Raw genomic sequence first — 17576 nt, forward strand, 5'->3', positions numbered from 1 at the left:
CGGGACCTCAGTGACCGAACGTGAACCAGTTGACGTTGACGTAGTCGGCCGGCTGGCCGCTGCTGAAGGTCAGGTAGACCGTGTGCGTACCCGTGACCGCCGCGATGTTGGCCGGCACGGTGCGCCAGCTCTGCCAGCCGCCGGTGTTGCCGGTCGCGAAGCTGCCGATCGGCGCGCTCGTCCTGCTGTCCAGGCGTACCTCGACCAGACCGCTCACGCCGCTGGCCGCGCCGGAGGCGACCCGCGCGCTGAACTGCGTGGCCGCGCTCGACCCGAAGTTGACGTTGTCGAACTGCAGCCAGTCGCCGTTGCCGATCCAGCCGACGTCCTCCCCGCCACCGGTGTCGGCGGTCGCTTCCGTCTGCGTACCGGACTGGGCGTTGAAGCTCTCGGCCTGGATCGTGGAGTATGCGTCGCGCGCGCCACCCGGCGGCGGGGGCGGCGGAGGCGTCGTGCCGCCGCCCCCACCACTGGTGTACACGGAGACGTAGTCGACGAGCATCGGTACGCCGGACTGGGTGGCCGCGGTGGGGCCGCCGCCGAACGCCGCGGGGAACCCGCCACCCATGGCGACGTTCAGGATGATGAAGAAGCCCCGGTGGGTGGCGTTGTTCCAGGTGGTGGCGTCGAGCTGGTTCTGGCTGATCGTGAAGAAGTTCTGGCCGTCGCGGAACCAGCGCAGGGTCTCCGGTGAGGTGCTGCGGTCGTACTCGATGGCGTAGGTGTGGAAGCCGGTCTTGCAGCCGGGGCAGGCGCGCTCGCCGCTGCCGATGCCGGTGGTCTCGTTGCAGGGGCCGCCGGGCGAAACTCCACAGTGCATGGCGGCGAAGTGCGAGTCGCGGCCGTTGATGTTCTCCAGGATGTCCCACTCGCCGATGCTGGGCCAGTTGGTGGCGCCTACCGGCCGCGCCGCGTCGCCGAGCATCCAGAACGCCGGCCAGTAGCCGGCGGCGGCCGCGCCGCTGACGTTAGGCTGCTGGATGGCGGCCTCCACCCGTAGCTTGCCTCCGGCCGGGGCGGCGAAGTCGGTGCGCTGGGTCTCGATGCGACCGGAGGTCCAGTTGCCCGCGGCGTCCCGGATCGGCTTGATGGCGAGGTGGCCCTGGCCGTCCTGGAAGACGTTGGCGGTGCTGTCGGTCATTGTCTCGATCTCACCGGTGCCCCAGTTGGCGGCGCCGCCGGGGTAGCCGTGGCCGAGAGAGTAGAGCCAGTTGGACCGGTTGACGCCGGTGTTGGCGGGGCCGTTGAAGTCGTCACCGAAGACGAGACTCCAGCCCGGTGCGGGCGGTGGCACGGCAGCGCTGGCGCTGATCCTGGTGGTCAGCCAGCCCGCTACGGCAAGAGCGACGACCGCCATGACGGCCAGGATCCGGACCACGCGCCCCCGGCGATGGGAGAGCGCGTGCACTGGTGAACTCATCGGAATGCCTTTCCACAGAGGGAAACAAGGTCTTTACAGCGCGCTTTCTCCTGTTCCCCGGGCCCGCCTGGTGAGAGAGCGCTCTCACTAACGTTTTAACAGCGGATGACATACATGTCAACGTCTTTCAATATTGATGTGCTTCAAAATGATGGGTGGTCGAGCGGGAATCCATGACGGGCGGTCGGGCAAGAAGCTGTGACGAACAGCCGCACCCGAGCACCGCCCCCGCGCCGCGCGCCGGATCATGACAAGCTCAGGAGCATGACCAGGCAGGTGGAGGCCGGCGAGCGGCCCGACGACGACGCGGCCGACGTGGGCCCGCTCGGGGCCAGCATCCGGGCGATCGAGCAGGCCGCCGGCTCGTTGGCGACCGCGAGTGTCGCGCGCATGGACGAGGTCCTGCCCTGGTTCCGGGAATTGCCCGCCGACCAGCGCGCCTGGGTCATGCTGGTAGCGCAGGCCGGCGTCCGGTCTCTCGTGGAGTGGCTGCGCCGGCGCGAGGGGGACGACGGCGGCCCGCAGGCGGTCTCGGACGAGGTGTTCGAAGCCGCCCCCAGGGCGCTCGCCCGCTCGATCAACCTGCAGCAGACCGTCCAGCTGGTCAAGATCACGATTGAGGTGGCCGAGGAGCAGGTGCCCCACCTCGCCGCCGCGGGCGAGGAGGCGGCCATCCAGGACGCCATCCTGCGCTTCAGCCGCGAGATCGCCTTCGCCGCCGCCCGGGTGTACGCCCGCGCCGCCGAGACCCGCGGGGCGTGGGACACCCGCCTGCAGGCCCTGCTCGTCGACGCGCTGCTGCGCGGGGACTCCTCGGACGTGGTCGCGAGTCGGGCCGCGGCGCTGGGTTGGGGAGACGCCTCGCCGGTCGCCGTCGCGGTCGGCCGCTCACCGGGTGGCGAGGCGACGATGGTGCTGCACACCGTGTACCGGACGGCCCGGCGCATCGGCGTCGACATCCTGGGCGGCGTGCACGGCGACCGCCTCGTCGTCGTCCTCGCCGGCGCGCCCGACCCCCTCGCCGCCACCCGTCAACTCCTGGTCGGGTTCGGCGACGGCCCGGTCGTCGTCGGGCCGGCCGTACCCAGCCTGGACGAGGCCACCGAGTCGGCCCGGGCCGCCCTCGCCGGGTACCGCGCCGCCCCCGCCTGGCCTGCCGCGCCCCGTCCGGTGTCCGCTGGCGACCTGCTGCCCGAGCGAGCCCTGGCCGGCGATGCGGAGGCGCGCCGGATCCTGCGCCAGGACGTGTACGGCGTCCTCGTACGCGCGGGCGGCGAACTGCTCGACACCCTCGACGCGTTCTTCACCGCCGGGAGCGTCCTGGAGAGTGCGGCACGCGCCCTTTTCGTCCATCCCAATACCGTCCGATATAGACTGCGCCGTATTGGGGAAGTGACCGGCTTTACGCCCCTCGTGGCGCGGGACGCCTTCACCCTCCGCATCGCCCTGACGGTCGGGCGGCTCGACCCGTCGGCCGTGCCTCCCGCCCCACCAACCGGTGGCTAGCACCGAGTAACGTTCCGGTTACCAAAAGCCAGCGGCGGACATCTTTTGGAGGGATCCTCCAAAAGATGTCGTCGAGTTTGGTGGCTGGCGTTAACCCCGATACCGGTCAGTATCCGGAAGAGTCATACCCGTGCTCGCCGTACTCGCCCCCGGACAGGGGTCCCAGAAGCCTGGCTTCCTCACCCCGTGGCTCGACCTTCCCGGCGCCGAGGCCCGCCTGCGCTGGTGGTCGGCGCTCGCCGGACTCGACCTCGTCCACCTGGGCACCGAGGCGGGCGCCGAGGACATCAAGGACACTGCCCGCACGCAGCCGCTGCTGGTCGCGGCCGCGCTGCTCGCCGCCGAACAGCTGCCCATGTACGACGTGGGCGTCGTCGCCGGCCACAGCGTGGGTGAGATCGGCGCCGCGGCTCTCGCCGACGTCCTGACGCCGGAGGCGGCCGTCACGCTCGCGGCGGTACGCGGGCGCGAGATGGCGGCGGCGTGCGCTCTCGAACCGACCGGCATGAGCGCGGTGCTCGGCGGTGACCCGGACGAGGTCATCGCCGCGATCGAGGCCGTCGGCCTCTACCCCGCCAACCGCAACGGCGCCGGCCAGGTCGTCGCCGCCGGCGCGCTGTCCAGCCTCGAGAAGCTCGCCGCCGAGCCGCCGGCCAAGGCCCGCGTGATCCCGCTGTCGGTCGCCGGCGCCTTCCACACCCCGTACATGGCGCCTGCCGAGCAGGCCCTCGCCACCGTCGCCGGCGGCATCACCACGGGCGCGCCCACCCGGATCCTGCTGTCCAACCGCGACGGCGCCGCGGTCGACCACGGGCCGACGATGCTCCAGCGCCTGGTCCGCCAGGTCACCGCGCCGGTGCGCTGGGACCTGTGCATGCAGACCCTCGCGGAGATCGGCGTCACGGCGGTCATCGAGCTGCCGCCGGCCGGCACCCTGGCCGGCCTGGCGAAGCGGGCGCTCAAGGGCGTCGAGATCGTCACCGTGAACACGCCGGACGACCTGGCTGCGGCGAAGGATCTGATCGCCCGTCACGGCGCCGCGCCGAGCCACGAACCGACGCTCCAGTTCCGGGTCGTCGTCGCCACCGCCGCCGGCAACTTCACCCCCGCCGACGACGTCGCCGAGGGCGCCGAGGTACGCAACGGCCAGGTCATCGGCCAGGTGAGCACGCGCCAGGGCGCGGTCGAGGTGACCGCCCACGAGTCGGGCGCGCTCGTCGAGTGGCTCGCCCACCCCGACGACCCGGTGGCGCCCGGCCAGCCTGTCGCCCGCATCGGTGGCGGTCTTTAGACATCCGCGAGCCAGTCAATAAGAGAGGTAACGCCGTGACCCAACCTGTTGTCGGCTCCCGGATTCTCGCCATGGGCCACTACCAGCCCACCCGCGTGCTCACCAACGACGACCTGGCCGAGATGGTCGACACCAACGACCAGTGGATCCGCGACCGGGTCGGCATCGTCACCCGGCGTATCGCCGACAACGAGACCGTCGCCGACATGGCCGCGGCCGCCGCGGACAAGGCGCTGGCAAACTCCGGCCTGGGCGTCGGTGACATCGACCTCGTCGTCGTCGCCACCTGCAGCTCGGTCGACCGCTCCCCCAACGTCGCCTGCCGGGTCGCGGCGAAGCTCGGCATCGACGCGCCGGCCGCCTACGACATCAACACGGCCTGCTCCGGCTTCTCGTACGCGATGGGCACCGTCGACCACGCCATCCGGGCCGGTGCGGCGCGCAACGCGATCGTGATCGGGGCTGAGAAGCTGTCCGACTTCACGGACTGGACCGACCGCTCCACCTGCATCCTGTTCGGCGACGCGGCCGGCGCCGCAGTCGTCACCGCCGTACCCGAGGGCGAGCAGCCCGGCATCGGTCCGGTGCTCTGGGGCTCGGTGCCGGAGCGCAGCGACGCGGTGCGGATCGAGGGCTGGCGCCCGTACATCCAGCAGGAGGGCCAACAGGTCTTCCGCTGGGCCACCACGGCGCTCGCCCCGCTGGCCCTCGACGCGATCAAGCGGTCCGGGTACGAGCCGGAGGACATCAAGGCGGTCGTCTGCCACCAGGCCAACGCCCGCATCATTGAAGGCATCGCCAAGCGGCTCAACCTGCCCAACGCGATCATCGCGAAGGACATCGTCGAATCGGGCAACACCTCCGCGGCGAGCATCCCCCTGGCCCTCTCGAAGCTGATCGAGCGTCGCGAGGTGCCGTCAGGTTCCCCGGTACTACTGTTCGGCTTCGGCGGCGGCCTGACGTACGCCGGACAGGTCGTCCGTTGTCCGTAGCGCCCTCCCGGCGTTCACGACCAAGCGTGCCAACAAGGAAGGAAGTAAAACCCAAATGACCCGTGACGAGATCGTTGCCGGCCTCGCCGAGATCCTCGAAGAGGTAGCCGGGGTCAACCCGGACGACGTCACCGAGGAGAAGTCGTTCACCGAGGACCTCGACGTCGACTCGCTGTCGATGGTGGAGGTCGTGGTGGCGGCCGAGGAGAAGTTCGGCGTCAAGATCCCGGACGACGAGGTGCAGAACCTCAAGACGGTGGGCGACGCCGTGTCGTACATCTCCAAGGCACAGGCGTGAGTATTGAGGTCGTAGTCACCGGGCTCGGCGCGACGACCCCGCTGGGCGGGGACGTCGCGTCGACCTGGAACGCCATGCTCGCCGGCCGCTCCGGGGTCAGCGCCCTGACCCCGGAGTGGGCGGCGCAGCTCCCGGTGCGCATCGCCGGTCAACTCGCCGTCGAGCCGACCATCGATCGGGTGCAGGCCCGCCGGATGGACCGCTCGGAGCAGGTCGCCGTGGTGGCCGCCCGCGAGGCGTGGGCGGACTCCGGCCTCGCCGACGCCGGCCTCGACCCGGAGCGGCTGGGCGTGGTCGTCGGTTCGGGTATCGGCGGCGCGACCACGCTGCTCGCCCAGGACGACGTCCTGGAGGCGAGCGGTCCCCGCCGGGTGTCGCCGCACACCATCCCGATGCTCATGCCCAACGGGCCGGCGGCCTGGATCGGCCTGGAGCTGAAGGCCAAGGCGGGGGTGCACGCCCCGACGAGTGCCTGCGCCACCGGAGCCGAGTCGATCGCCTGGGCCCTGGACATGATCCGGTCCGGCCGGGCCGACGTGGTGGTCGCCGGTGGTACCGAGTCGGTCATCCACCCGCTGCCGATGGCCGCCTTCGCCTCGATGCGCGCCATGTCGACCCGCAACGACGAGCCGGAGAAGGCGTCCCGCCCGTTCGACAAGGGCCGGGACGGCTTCGTCCTCGGCGAGGGCTCCGGCGTGATCGTGCTCGAGCGGGCCGACCGGGCCCGGGCCCGCGGCGCCAAGGTGTACGCCCGGCTCGCCGGTGCCGGCATGACCTCCGACGGCTTCGACATCGTCCAGCCCGACCCGGAGGGCTGGGGCGCCACGCGGGCGATCGCGATGGCGCTGGCGGACGCCGGCATCGCCAAGTCGGACGTGGTGCACGTCAACGCGCACGCCACCTCGACCCCGGTCGGCGACGTCGCGGAGATCATCGCGCTGCACAAGGCCCTCGGCGACCACCCGGTGGTGACGTCGACCAAGTCGATGACCGGGCACCTGCTCGGCGCGGCCGGTGCGATCGAGTCGATCGCCACCATCCTCGCCATCCACCACGGCGTGGTGCCGCCGACGATCAACCTGGACGACCCCGACGACAAGGTCGACCTGGACGTGGCCGCCCACAAGGCGCGCCCCATGGAGATCCCCGCCGCGCTGAACAACTCGTTCGGCTTCGGCGGCCACAACGCCGCGTTGGTCTTCGCCCGCGCCTGATTCTTCCGGAGAATCCATGACACTGACATCGATATCCGCTGACGCTCAGGTGATCGACTACCGCGATCCCGAGGTCCGGCTTCGGGCGCTGTTCGATCAGGGGACGCTGCGCCTGCTCGCGCCCCGCGACGACTCGGGCGTACTGGCTGCCCGCGGCGAGATCGACGGCGCCCCGGTCGTCGCGTATGCCACGGACGCGACCCGCATGGGCGGCGCCATGGGCACCGAAGGTTGCCGCCACATTGTGGACACCATCGACGCAGCGGTCCGCGAGCGGGTACCGGTGCTGGGGTTGTGGCACTGCGGCGGGGCGCGGCTGGCCGAAGGGGTCGTCTCGCTGGACGCGGTCGGCCAGGTCTTCGCCGCGATGGTGCGCGCCTCCGGCCGGGTACCGCAGATCTCGGTCGTCCTCGGCCCGGCCGCGGGCGGCGCGGCGTACGGCCCGGCGCTCACCGACATTGTGGTGATGTCCGCCGCGGGCCGCATCTTCGTCACCGGCCCTGAGGTGGTGCGCAGCGTCACCGGCGAGCAGGTCGACATGGAGCGGCTGGGCGGCCCCGAGACGCACGGTCGGCGCTCCGGCGTGGTGCACGTGACCACGAAGGACGACGAGTCGGCGCTGGAGAAGGCCCGCCAGCTGGCCTCGCTGCTCGGTAGCCAGGGTCGGATCGAGCCGGCCGACGTGGCCAGCGACGTCGACCTGTCGGCGCTGCTGCCCGAGCAGACCAACCGCGCCTACGACGTCAAGCCGCTGGTCAACGCGATCCTCGACGAGCCGGGTGTGGAGTTGCACGCCAAGTGGGCGCCCAACATCGTCACCACGCTCGGACGCTTCGGCGGCCGTACGGTCGGGGTCATCGCCAACAACCCGATGCGTCTCGGCGGCTGCCTCGACTCCGCCAGCGCGGAGAAGGCGGCGCGGTTCGTGCGGATGTGCGATTCCCTGGGCGTGCCGCTGATCGTGCTGGTCGACGTCCCCGGATACCTGCCGGGCGTGGGCCAGGAGTGGGACGGTGTGGTGCGGCGCGGCGCCAAGCTGCTGCACGCCTTCGCCGAGGCCGTCGTGCCGCGGATCACGCTGGTCACCCGCAAGGCCTACGGCGGCGCGTACATCGCGATGAACTCCCGCTCCCTGGGTGCCACCGCCGTGTTCGCCTGGCCGAACGCCGAGGTCGCCGTCATGGGCGCCTCCGCCGCGGTCAACATCCTGCACCGCAAGAAGCTCGCCGCCGCTCCGGCCGATGAACGGGAGGCGCTGCGCGCCGAACTGATCGAGGAGCAGACCCGGGTGGCCGGCGGGGTCAACCGGGCGCTGGAGATCGGCGTCGTCGACGATGTGGTGAAGCCGACCGAGACCCGGCGGCGCATCGCGGAGGCGCTCGCGGCCGCTCCGGCTGCGCGCGGCGCGCACGGCAACATCCCGCTGTAAGCCGCGTGCCGAGCGCACGGCAGTGATCCCTGTTGAATAGCGCTGGGCCCAAGGCGAGCCCGGGAGCGGTCGATCCGCTCCCGGGCTCGTGTGCTTCCGGCGACGACGGGTCAGATATGCGCCGGTCACCCTCCACGGCTGGCCAAAAGATGCTAGGCCGTCACGAATAGGAATTAATCAACTACGCAAGGTCAACGAGCGCAGGCCGATCGGGGCAGACCGGACACGTCGAGCGGGGAACGTCCGGCCGCCGGCGCGGCACCGGTCAGCACGTCGGCGAGCGCCGACATCGACGCTTCGGTCGAGGAGTACGTGGCCAGCAGCACCGGCGACCTCGCCTGCCCCAGCAGCGACGGCACGTCCATGGACACGGTGACCGCCGCACCCGCGCGGAGGTCGGAGATGTCGTCGCCGTACCCCACCAGCCGCACCTCGGCCCCGCCGCTGGACGACACCGCCACCTGCCGCCGGCGCAGCGCATCGACGAGCCAGGCCCGCTGCTGGTCGCGCCCGGCCGACGCGGTCACGGTGACCGGTCCCTTCACCAGGGCGCCCTGGCAGCCACCGCGCAGGATCGTCACGGCCGCGGCGCTCACCTTCGCGGCCGCCGCCCGGCCCTCGGCACCGTTCACGCCGGCCAGTTCGGGCTGCTGGTACTCGGCCCGGGCGAGCTTCACGGCCAGTACCCTCGTCGCCGCCTCCACCAGCCGCGCCTTGGGCAACTGGCCGGTGCGCAGCCCGTCGAGCAGGCCGCGCTGCGCGGCGGCGAGATCGGGCGGCATCAGCAGAAGGTCGTTGCCGGCGACCAGGGCCCGGACGGCCGCCTCGCCCGGCGGGTACTTCTGCGCCGGTGCCATGTTCATCGCGTCGCTGACCACCACGCCCTTGAATCCGAGTCGGCCGCGGAGCAGGTCGATCAGCACGTGGGACGAGAACGACGCCGGCACGCCCGGGTCGATGGCTCGCACGTCCAGGTGCCCGGACATGACCAGGTCCGCGCCGGCGTTGATGCCGGCCGTGAATGGCGGCAGGTCACCGGCTGCCAGTGCGTCAGCGCTCTGGCTCAACGCCGGCAACTCGGTGTGGCTGTCGCCGCTGGTGTGTCCGTGACCTGGAAAGTGCTTCAGCGTCGCCGCGATCCCGGCGTCCCGCAGGCCCTGCACCGCCGCGCTCACCTGCTCCGACACGGCCTTCGGATCGGAGCCGTAGGAACGCGAGCCCATGAACCCGCCGTCCGGCCCCACCACGTCGGCGACCGGCGCGAAATCCACATTGATGCCGACGGCGTGCAGGTCCGCGCCGGCAGCGGCCCAGGCTCCACGGGTCAGCGCGGGGTCACCCGCGGCGCCGAACGCCAGTGCGCTGGGCAGCTGGACGATCCCGTCGCGCAGCCGGTTGACCACGCCGTACTCCTGGTCGGTGCCGATGAGCATCGGCACCGACGCCGGCAGCTTCGCCGCAGCAGCCTGCAGCCCGTCGGTGAACGTACGCACCTGGGCCGGGGACGTGAGGTTGCTCGTCTTGTTGGTGCTGGCGGTCGGATCCCCGGCCGATCTGTTCATCAGGATCAGGCCGCCCAGCCGGTACTTCTCGACCATCTCCGCCGCGGTGTCCACACCGGCGTACTCGCGGTTGGCCGTGGCTGCGGCACTGCTCACCTTCGTCGCGTCCTCGCCGTACGCGAAGGGCATCAGCACCTGCCCCACGAGGTCGGAATCACTGAGCCCGGCGGCCAGAGCCGCGGCGCGGGCGGCCGCATCAGCGCGCTGGCTGGCGGTCGGCGCGGGGCTCCTGAACTCGCCGCGATCGGCCGGGGTCAGCTTGACCCCGCTCCCGCACCCGGCGAGCAGCGTCACGGCGATGAGGGCAGCGATCCCGGCTAGCACACGCACGGGATCCACTCAACCAGACTCGCCGCTCCTCAGCCGACCCTAGTGAGCAGCGTCATGGGGCTACCTTCGCCGGCCTGACGATATGGCTCCAGCTCGACGTCCCAGGGGGTGCCGAGCGCCTTGTCCAGGGAGTGGGTGAGAGCCTCATACCCGGCCGCCGTCGCCATGAGCGCGCGCACCCGGTCCTCGGAGAGCTGGATGTCGCCGTTGGCGCTCGTGGCGGCGCGAAAGAGGCCGCGGCCGGGCACGTGCATGTAGCGCTCGCCGTCCAGACCGGTACTGGGCTCCTCGGTGACCTCGAAACGGATCATCGGCCATTGCCGGAGGGCGGCGGCGAGCTCGCCGCCGGTGCCAGGCTTGCCGGTCCAGGCGGATTCAGCCCGCCGAGCGCCCGGCTCGACCGGCTGTGCGGTCCACTCGAGGCGCACCGGCGCCGAGAGGACACGCGCTATGGCCCACTCGACGTGTGGACACACGGCAAGCGGGGACGAGTGGACGTACACAACGCCATGTGCTGGCACGATAGACCTCCCGGGAGCCGAGGTGCGTCTTCCCCTACGACCTCGATCTCGGAAGGACTGTGTTCATGATGCCGGTTGGCACCGGCGGCGCGCCAGTGCACAAGTGGGCCAGCTGCTGACGAAATATCTAACGCTCGGGACCTGTTCAGGTAACTAGTGACTGCTCCGTAGCGCAAGGCGAGACGGACAGTACGCACTGCCGAGGATGAGATCGTCACGCAGTCTCGTGTACAGTTTCCTCGGCGCCCTGTGCCGCTTTGTTTTTCCCGTTTTCTCTGCACGTTTTCTCTGCAAGGAGTCCCGCCGTGGCGAGCAACACCTCGAAGACCGCGCGCGCCTCTGTCCGCGCCGGCCAGGCCGGCGCGAGCGGCGCCCTGAGCGTCCTGGGCGAGTTCAAGTACGTCATTCCTCTCAACAACGGTCGGTTCGCGTACGTGCGTAACCTGACCAACGGCAAGACCGTCCACCTGCGCACCGACTCCGACGCCTTCGTCGAGGAGATCCGGGTGCTGGCGGGCGCGGGCCACGCCGCCAAGATCCGCGCCGAGCTGGGCGCCCTGGCCTCGGCCCACCCCGACCACGGCTGGGACGCCACCGAGAAGCGTCTGGTCGAGGCCGGCGTCTTCGGCGAGAGCTGAGCCGACGGTCAACCCGTTCACGACTGTCGAAAGCCCCCACGGTGACCGTGGGGGCTTTCACTATTTAGACCTAAAACAGCGCCGCATGGAGATCTGAGACGGCGTTCGCGGCCATCCGGCGGCTAACGGCCGAGGATGGCGACCCGCCCGGAGTCCACCTGATAGCGGGCACCGATGACCTCCAGCGCACCGGACGCGACGCGTTCCCGAATCAACGCAAGTTCCGACAACTTGGACACTGTGCGGGCGATGTGGCGATCGACCGCCCGCTCCACGCGCTCCGCCGGATCCCCGTCGCCATCGACGGCCGGCTCGATCTCGTCCACCAGCCGGCCGATCAATCCGCCCGGGCGGTCTCCGCTGTCGATCGCCTGGACCGTCGCCGAGACCGCACCGCAGTACTGGTGGCCGAGCACCACAATGAGCGGCACCCCGAAGACGGAGACGCAGAACTCGACGGAGCCGAGCCCCACCTCATCGAGCACGTGGCCGCCGGTGCGCACCACGACGATGGAGCCGAAGTCCTGGTCGAGCACGGCCTCCGGCGGCACCCGCGAGTCCAGGCAGCCGATCACGAGAGCCCAGGGGCGATGGGCGGCCGTACGCGCGGCCGGCGCGTTCACGTCATGGCGGTATCGCGGCTGCCCCGCCACGAACCGTTGGTTTCCAGCTAGCAGGCGGGCGAGCGGCGTCTCGGCGTCGAGTGGAGAACTCGCGGCAGCACCGCGAGTCGACTCGAACGCAAGGGACTCGCCGAACGGGTGGCTAGACGTCACCCGTCCAGGATCGGGCACAAGTCCCCGAGCAGGAAGCTGAACCGGCAGAAATGCGACGGTGATCACCCAGATGACTAACTCATAACTACCTTGTTACTTATGAGTACCGCCCGGGTATCGGTAGGCATGTCGTCCCAAGCAGAGGTCACGCTCCCGGATGGGGTACGCCTGCACATCGAGGAGCATGGCGACCCCGCGAGCCCGCTGACCGTCGTGTTCCTGCACGGCTGGACCCTCGACAACCGGCTGTGGCGCCGCCAGATCGCGGACCTGCCCGCCCAACTGGGCGCCCCGCTGCGCATCCTCGCCTTCGACCTGCGCGGCCACGGGCTGTCGACCGCGTGCTCGCGGAGCACCACCACGCTCACCCAGCTTGCGGACGATCTCCACGCCGTCTTACAGGAGCGGGCACCTCAGGGCAAGGTCATCCTCGTCGGCCACTCCATGGGCGGCATGACGATCATGGAGTACGCGCACCGGCACGCGACCGAGTTCACCGAGCGGGTGGCCGGGGTCGCGCTCATCTGCACGACCGCGGAGGGCACCGCGCACACCACGTACGGGCTCGCTCCGGGCGTCGCCCGGGTCTTCCGCGCCCTCGAGATCACCGGGGCCGCCCTGCTGGCCCGGTCCGGCCCCTGGCGCCTGCACCGCACCGTCATGCCGGTCCTGTCCCCCGGCATCCGCTGGCTCGGATTCGGGCGCATCGCCGATCCGTCCGCCGTACGCCTGACCGCCGGCATGATCGGCAACGCCCGGCTCACCACGATCGGCGGCTTCCGGCCCTGGTTCGAGGAGCAGCACCGGGTCGACGCGCTAGTACACATGGCGACGCTGCCGGCGGCCGTCCTCGAAGGCGGCCAGGACCGCCTCACGCCACGCAGCTGCGCGGAGACGATCGTCAAGGCGCTACCGGGGGCCGAGCACCTGATCTGCCCGGACGCCGGACACATGCTCCCTCTGGAGTGCCCGGACGAGGTCACCGGCGCCATCGCACGCGTCTGCCAGCGGGCCAGCGGCGTACCTGCCATCCCGCCGCGTACCGGCCCGGACGGATCGCCGCGCGGCACCGCGGCGCCCGTGTTCCCGGCCGGCGCGGCCGAGGCGGCCTGAGCCCGCGGAGGTAGGGAAGCTCCTAATCCGCTCTCGACGTCGGCGACGCTCGCTGCGACCCGCGTAAACTCCCAACAGGCAGCCGGGCTCCGGCTACGGGAGGGAGAAACAGTGCATCTCGTCGAGGCATGGATGGCCACCCTCCCACCTGCCGCGATCTACGCGGTGGTCAGCCTCGTCATCGGCGTCGAAAGCATGGGCATTCCGCTGCCTGGCGAACTCACCCTGGTCGGGGCCTCCCTGCTGGCCAGCACCGGGCTGACGAACCCGTGGCTGGTCGGGCTGGCCGCGTCGATCGGCGCGATCGTCGGCGACTCGATCGGGTACGCGGTCGGCCGGCGCGGCGGTCGCACGCTCCTGGAGAAGTTCGGGCGGCGTTTCCCGAAGCACTTCGGACCGAGCCACCTGGCCCACGCCGAGCGCCTGTTCCAGCGGTACGGCGTGTGGGCGGTGTTCTTCGGTCGGTTCATCGCGCTGCTGCGCATCCTGGCCGGCCCGCTCGCCGGCGCGCTGCGCGTGCCGTACCCCAAGTTCCTGGTGGCCAACGCGACCGGCGGCATCGTCTGGGCCTACGGCACGGCCTTCGCGATCTTCTACGCCGGCCGGGCCGCCGAGCACTGGCTCAAGCAGTTTTCCTGGCTGGCACTGGTCGTGGCCCTGGTCGCCGGCCTCGCCACGACGATGTACCTCAAGCGCAGGATGGCCCGACGCCTGCAGGAGGAGGTGGAAGTCCCGCAACCAGAGGAGAAGACGACCGTCGGCTGATGCGCCTACGGTCACCGACCGTAAACACCTGCGACATCAGCCCGGCGCATGAACCTTCACGGTGCCACAGTGCGTAGGCTCGCCATGGCCCGTTCCCGACCGCTGGAGTCACGCTTGTCCGCTCCTGTCCACGACTCCGACTCCGTTCGCCAGTCCGAGATCGCCAACGAGCAACGGTACGTCGACCGGGTGTACACCCGGCTGGGCGAACTGCGCCGCAGCGCCGCCGAGGTGGAGAAGGGTGGTTACAGCCTGGCGAAGGCGGGCACCCACGGCGCGCTGGTCGAGCGCGACGCGATGGTCTTCCACGCGGCACGTCGCCGGCATGCGCTGGACGCCGAGTACGAGGGCCTGGTCTTCGGCCGCCTCGACCTGGCCCCGGAGGCGCGCAAGAGCGACGAGTACACCAGCCCGGTGGAGCCGGCCGTGCCCGGCGGCGAGGCGCGCTACATCGGCCGGCTCGGCCTGCGCGACGAGGCGCACGAGTCGCTCGTGGTCGACTGGCGCGCGCCGGCCGCCGCCCCGTTCTACCGCGCGACGCCGACCGACCGGATGGGCGTGGTCCGCCGCCGCACGCTGCGCAGCTCGGGGGAGAAGGTCCTCGACGTCTCCGACGACCTGCTCGACCCGGCCGCGGCCCCGGACACCATGCCGGTCATCGGCGACGGCGCGCTGCTCGCCACGCTGACCCGCGCCACCGGTCGGGGCATGCGCGACATCGTCGCGACGATCCAGCGGGAGCAGGACGACGCGATCCGCTCCCCCGCCCTGGGCGTCACGATCGTGCGCGGCGGCCCCGGCACCGGCAAGACGGCGGTCGCCCTGCACCGGGCCGCCTACCTGCTCTACGCCGACCGCAACCGGTTCGAGAGCGGCGGTGTGCTCGTCATCGGCCCGTCGGAGGTGTTCGTCTCCTACGTCAGCCGGGTGCTGCCCTCACTCGGCGAGGAGACCGTGACGCTGCGGTCGCTGGGCCAGATCGTGGAGAGGGTGACGGCCACCCGGCAGGACCCGACCGAGGTCGCCGCCGTGAAGGGCTCGCTGCGCATGAGCAAGGTACTGGCCCGGGCGGCGCGCGACGCCGCGCCCGGCTCGCCCGACCGGTTCCGGGTGCTCTACCGGGGCCAGCTGCTGCAGCTGGGGCGCCGGGCACTCGACGAGGTGCGCCACGCGGTCCTCGCGCCCGGGCCCAAGCGCAACGCCGTCCGGGCCAAGGCAGCCGGGCAGGTGCTGGACATCCTGTGGCGGCAGAGCGTGGAACTGCTGCCGGCGCACCGACAGCAGACGCGGGAGGAGTTCGCCTCCGAGATCGCTTCCAGTCGCGAGTTCATCCAGTTCATGAACGCGTGGTGGCCGATCCTGACGCCGCAGCAGGTGCTCGGCTGGCTGGCCGACCCGGCGCGGCTGCGCCGGTACGCCGACGGGATCCTGTCCCGCGTCGAGATCGACCGGCTCGCGGCTGCTTACCAAGGCGCTGAGGAGCTGACAGTGGCCGACGTGGCGCTCCTCGACGAGCTCGACGAGCTGCTCGGCTCGCCGGCCGTACGCAAGCGGCGCCGCAGGGACCCGTTCGAGGTGGCCGAGGGCGTCCGGGAGGTCACCACGTACGCCGACCGGATGGCCGCGGCCCGTGCCGTGGCCACCGCCCGGCCGGAGGACTACCGCGACTACGCCCACATCGTGGTGGACGAGGCGCAGGACGTCTCCCCGATGCAGTGGCGGATGGTCGGGCGGCGCGGCCAGTACGCGAGCTGGACCATCGTGGGCGACCCCGCGCAGGCGGCGTGGGCCGACGCGGCCGAGGCGGCCCGGGCACGGGACGCGGCGCTCGGGTCCCGCCGGCGCAGCGAGTACACGCTCACCACCAACTACCGCAACGCCGCCGAGATCTTCGACCTGGCCGCGGCGGTGATCCGGAACGCCGAGCCGCAGCTGGAGCTCCCCACCGCGGTGCGCTCGTCGGGCATCCTGCCCGTGCACCATCTGGTGGTGGCGCCCGACCTGCCCGCCATGGCCCGCGAAGCGGCGGTCGAGGTGGTCGGCGAGGTCGCCGGCACGGTCGGCGTGATCGCCCCGATGGCCATGCAGCAGGAGGTCGCGGGCTGGTTCGCCGGTGTCGACTCCGACCGCCTGCAGGTGGTGGGCAGCCTGGAGGCCAAGGGCATGGAGTACGACGGCGTGATCGTCGTCGAGCCGGCGGCCATCGGCGCGGAGGGGCGCTCCGGCGTGCGTACGCTCTACGTCGCCCTGTCGCGGGCCACCCAGCGCCTGGTCACGGTCGGCACCGACAACTCCTGGCTGCCCTAGTTCCTCATGATCACGGAGACTCTTCCGTGATCATGAGGACGGGGCGGCGAACGGGGTCGGCGGGGGCACCTCGGTCAGTAGTCGCCGGGTCGTCGCCAGCCCCCAGTCGTCGAGCATGGCGATCCGGTCCGACGAGACGCGCAGCCCGCCGTACCGGGCCACCACGTCGGCCCACTCCTCCCGCCGCTCGATCTGCGGGCGGGCCACGATGCAGTCCGGGTCGTTGACCCAGAACCTGCCGTGCTGCCAGGCCCGGCCGATGGTCGACATCGTCGCGCCGAACTGCGACGGCTGGCACGCGTCACCGTCGCAGGCGGCGTAGGTGACCGCGACATCGGCCGAGATCCGCATCGCGTCGAAGAGCCCGACGCTGGGCAGGATCGGCGCGCCGCAGCCGAGCAGGTACGCGTCGTCGCCGATCGTCTCGCGGATCGCGGTGACAGCGGACCGGTAGGCGTCGAGCGGGCGGGAACCGTCGTGCCGGCGCCCGTCCAGCGCGCCCGCGTACATGAAGTCGACCTTGAAATAGTCGATGCCGTACGCGCGGAGCCGGCCGAACACCTCCGCCAGGTAGCCACGCGCCCCCGGGTGCGTGGCGTCCAGCGCGAACAGCGGCGATTCCCAGTTGAACCCGGCCTCCACCGGGAGCCCGGCGGCGTCGCGCAGCAGCCAGTCCGGGTGGTCGCGGGCGGTCCGGCTGTGCCGGGTCACCAGGAAAGGGGCGACCCAGATGCCGAAGCGCCGGCCCGTGTCGCGTACGCGGTGGGCCAGTTCGGCGACTGACGCGAACCGGTCGGACAGGGTCAGCCAGTCACCGACCGCCGACTGCCAGCCGTCGTCGACCTGTACGACCTCCACGGGCAGGTCGTGCTCGTCGAACGCGGCCAGGTTCTCGTCGATGTCGGCGTCGGTGACCTCGGTGAAGTACTGGTACCAGGAGCACCAGCCCGTCGGCGGCGACCGCGGCGGGGCCACCCCGACCGCGCGGGCGAACGCGTCGCCCCACGCCGACAGGGCACCGTCGATCGACGCGTGGGTGAGTACGAGCACCGGCCCGTCGGTACTCACCCGTAACCGGCCGCCCGCGAGGGTCGCCCGGATGGACGCCACCTCACTCAGTCCGTCGGTGGTCGCGTACAGGCGGGCCTTGCCACCGTCACCGGGATCGACGGCGAGTAGCCCCTCGCCCTGGAATCCGCTGGCGGGTCCCGGCTTACCGGGCCGGTACGACATGACCCGGGCACCGGGGCGCACCGGTCGCCAGGACGTGGCGTCGGCGGGGTAGATCGTCGTGGGGCTCCAACTCTGCCAGCCGTGCTCGTACACCCGACCCCGGGCCGGGTCGATCCGCACCTCGTCGACGACACCGAAAGCCACGCGTCGTCACCTCCCGCTCCACATCAAAGCGCGTTAC

Annotated in this window: 15 protein-coding genes; 10 read left to right on the plus strand and 5 right to left on the minus strand. The window is 71.4% G+C overall.

The features are described from left to right. Positions 1-7: 7 nt before the first annotated feature. Positions 8-1420: a glycoside hydrolase family 16 protein gene (locus HC028_RS02465; RefSeq protein ID WP_168072062.1), complete on the minus strand. Its 1413-nt coding sequence runs from the start codon at positions 1418-1420 to the stop codon at positions 8-10. 264 nt (positions 1421-1684) lie between these two features. Between HC028_RS02465 and HC028_RS02470 the strand changes: the two genes are divergently transcribed. The 6 genes from HC028_RS02470 (at position 1685) to HC028_RS02495 (ending at position 8150) form a co-directional block, all read left to right on the plus strand. Continuing rightward, entirely contained in the window at positions 1685-2926 is a 1242-nt protein-coding gene (locus HC028_RS02470; protein WP_168072064.1) for a PucR family transcriptional regulator, read from the plus strand. Positions 2927-3056: 130 nt separating this feature from the next. After that, positions 3057-4217, plus strand: a complete 1161-nt coding sequence (locus tag HC028_RS02475) for an acyltransferase domain-containing protein (protein WP_168072066.1) — start codon at positions 3057-3059, stop codon at positions 4215-4217. Between the two features lie 35 nt (positions 4218-4252). Continuing rightward, positions 4253-5209, plus strand: coding sequence for a beta-ketoacyl-ACP synthase III (locus HC028_RS02480; RefSeq protein WP_168072069.1), 957 nt, complete (start codon positions 4253-4255; stop codon positions 5207-5209). Between the two features lie 55 nt (positions 5210-5264). Then, the gene (locus HC028_RS02485; RefSeq protein ID WP_167925897.1) at positions 5265-5507 is read left to right on the plus strand and encodes an acyl carrier protein; all 243 of its coding nucleotides are present in this window, start codon (positions 5265-5267) and stop codon (positions 5505-5507) included. Beyond that, positions 5504-6721, plus strand: a complete 1218-nt coding sequence (fabF, locus tag HC028_RS02490; RefSeq protein ID WP_168072071.1) for a beta-ketoacyl-ACP synthase II — start codon at positions 5504-5506, stop codon at positions 6719-6721. Before HC028_RS02485 ends, fabF begins: the two co-directional genes overlap by 4 nt. A gap of 16 nt (positions 6722-6737) precedes the next feature. Next, complete coding sequence (locus tag HC028_RS02495) at positions 6738-8150, plus strand: acyl-CoA carboxylase subunit beta (RefSeq protein WP_168072073.1); 1413 nt, start codon at positions 6738-6740, stop codon at positions 8148-8150. Between the two features lie 191 nt (positions 8151-8341). Here the strand turns inward: HC028_RS02495 and HC028_RS02500 are convergent, their stop codons facing one another. Then, entirely contained in the window at positions 8342-10051 is a 1710-nt protein-coding gene (locus HC028_RS02500) for a glycoside hydrolase family 3 protein (protein WP_168072075.1), read from the minus strand. Between the two features lie 20 nt (positions 10052-10071). After that, positions 10072-10563 carry a DUF3145 domain-containing protein gene (locus HC028_RS02505; RefSeq protein ID WP_168072077.1) on the minus strand — a complete coding sequence of 164 codons (492 nt, stop codon included), beginning with the start codon at positions 10561-10563 and terminating at the stop codon, positions 10072-10074. Positions 10564-10868: 305 nt separating this feature from the next. On the opposite strand from HC028_RS02505, the gene HC028_RS02510 reads away from it, so the two are divergent. Further along, the gene (locus HC028_RS02510; protein WP_168072079.1) at positions 10869-11201 is read left to right on the plus strand and encodes a hypothetical protein; all 333 of its coding nucleotides are present in this window, start codon (positions 10869-10871) and stop codon (positions 11199-11201) included. Between the two features lie 122 nt (positions 11202-11323). Here the strand turns inward: HC028_RS02510 and HC028_RS02515 are convergent, their stop codons facing one another. Next, positions 11324-11977, minus strand: a complete 654-nt coding sequence (locus HC028_RS02515) for a carbonic anhydrase (protein WP_168072081.1) — start codon at positions 11975-11977, stop codon at positions 11324-11326. Between the two features lie 99 nt (positions 11978-12076). Between HC028_RS02515 and HC028_RS02520 the strand changes: the two genes are divergently transcribed. From HC028_RS02520 to HC028_RS02530, 3 genes are all read left to right on the plus strand, one after another. Then, positions 12077-13090: an alpha/beta fold hydrolase gene (locus tag HC028_RS02520; RefSeq protein ID WP_239075615.1), complete on the plus strand. Its 1014-nt coding sequence runs from the start codon at positions 12077-12079 to the stop codon at positions 13088-13090. A gap of 111 nt (positions 13091-13201) precedes the next feature. After that, positions 13202-13855: a DedA family protein gene (locus HC028_RS02525; RefSeq protein ID WP_168072083.1), complete on the plus strand. Its 654-nt coding sequence runs from the start codon at positions 13202-13204 to the stop codon at positions 13853-13855. A gap of 114 nt (positions 13856-13969) precedes the next feature. Continuing rightward, on the plus strand, positions 13970-16162 hold the full coding sequence (locus tag HC028_RS02530; protein ID WP_373313989.1) for a HelD family protein: 2193 nt from the start codon (positions 13970-13972) through the stop codon (positions 16160-16162). Positions 16163-16192: 30 nt separating this feature from the next. Here HC028_RS02530 and HC028_RS02535 read toward each other — a convergent pair whose 3' ends face one another. Further along, positions 16193-17539 carry a glycoside hydrolase family 36 protein gene (locus tag HC028_RS02535; protein ID WP_203981466.1) on the minus strand — a complete coding sequence of 449 codons (1347 nt, stop codon included), beginning with the start codon at positions 17537-17539 and terminating at the stop codon, positions 16193-16195. Between the last annotated feature and the right edge of the window lie 37 nt (positions 17540-17576).

Origin of the sequence: Planosporangium flavigriseum (assembly GCF_011947225.1) — a bacterium.
GTDB lineage: Bacteria > Actinomycetota > Actinomycetes > Mycobacteriales > Micromonosporaceae > Planosporangium > Planosporangium flavigriseum.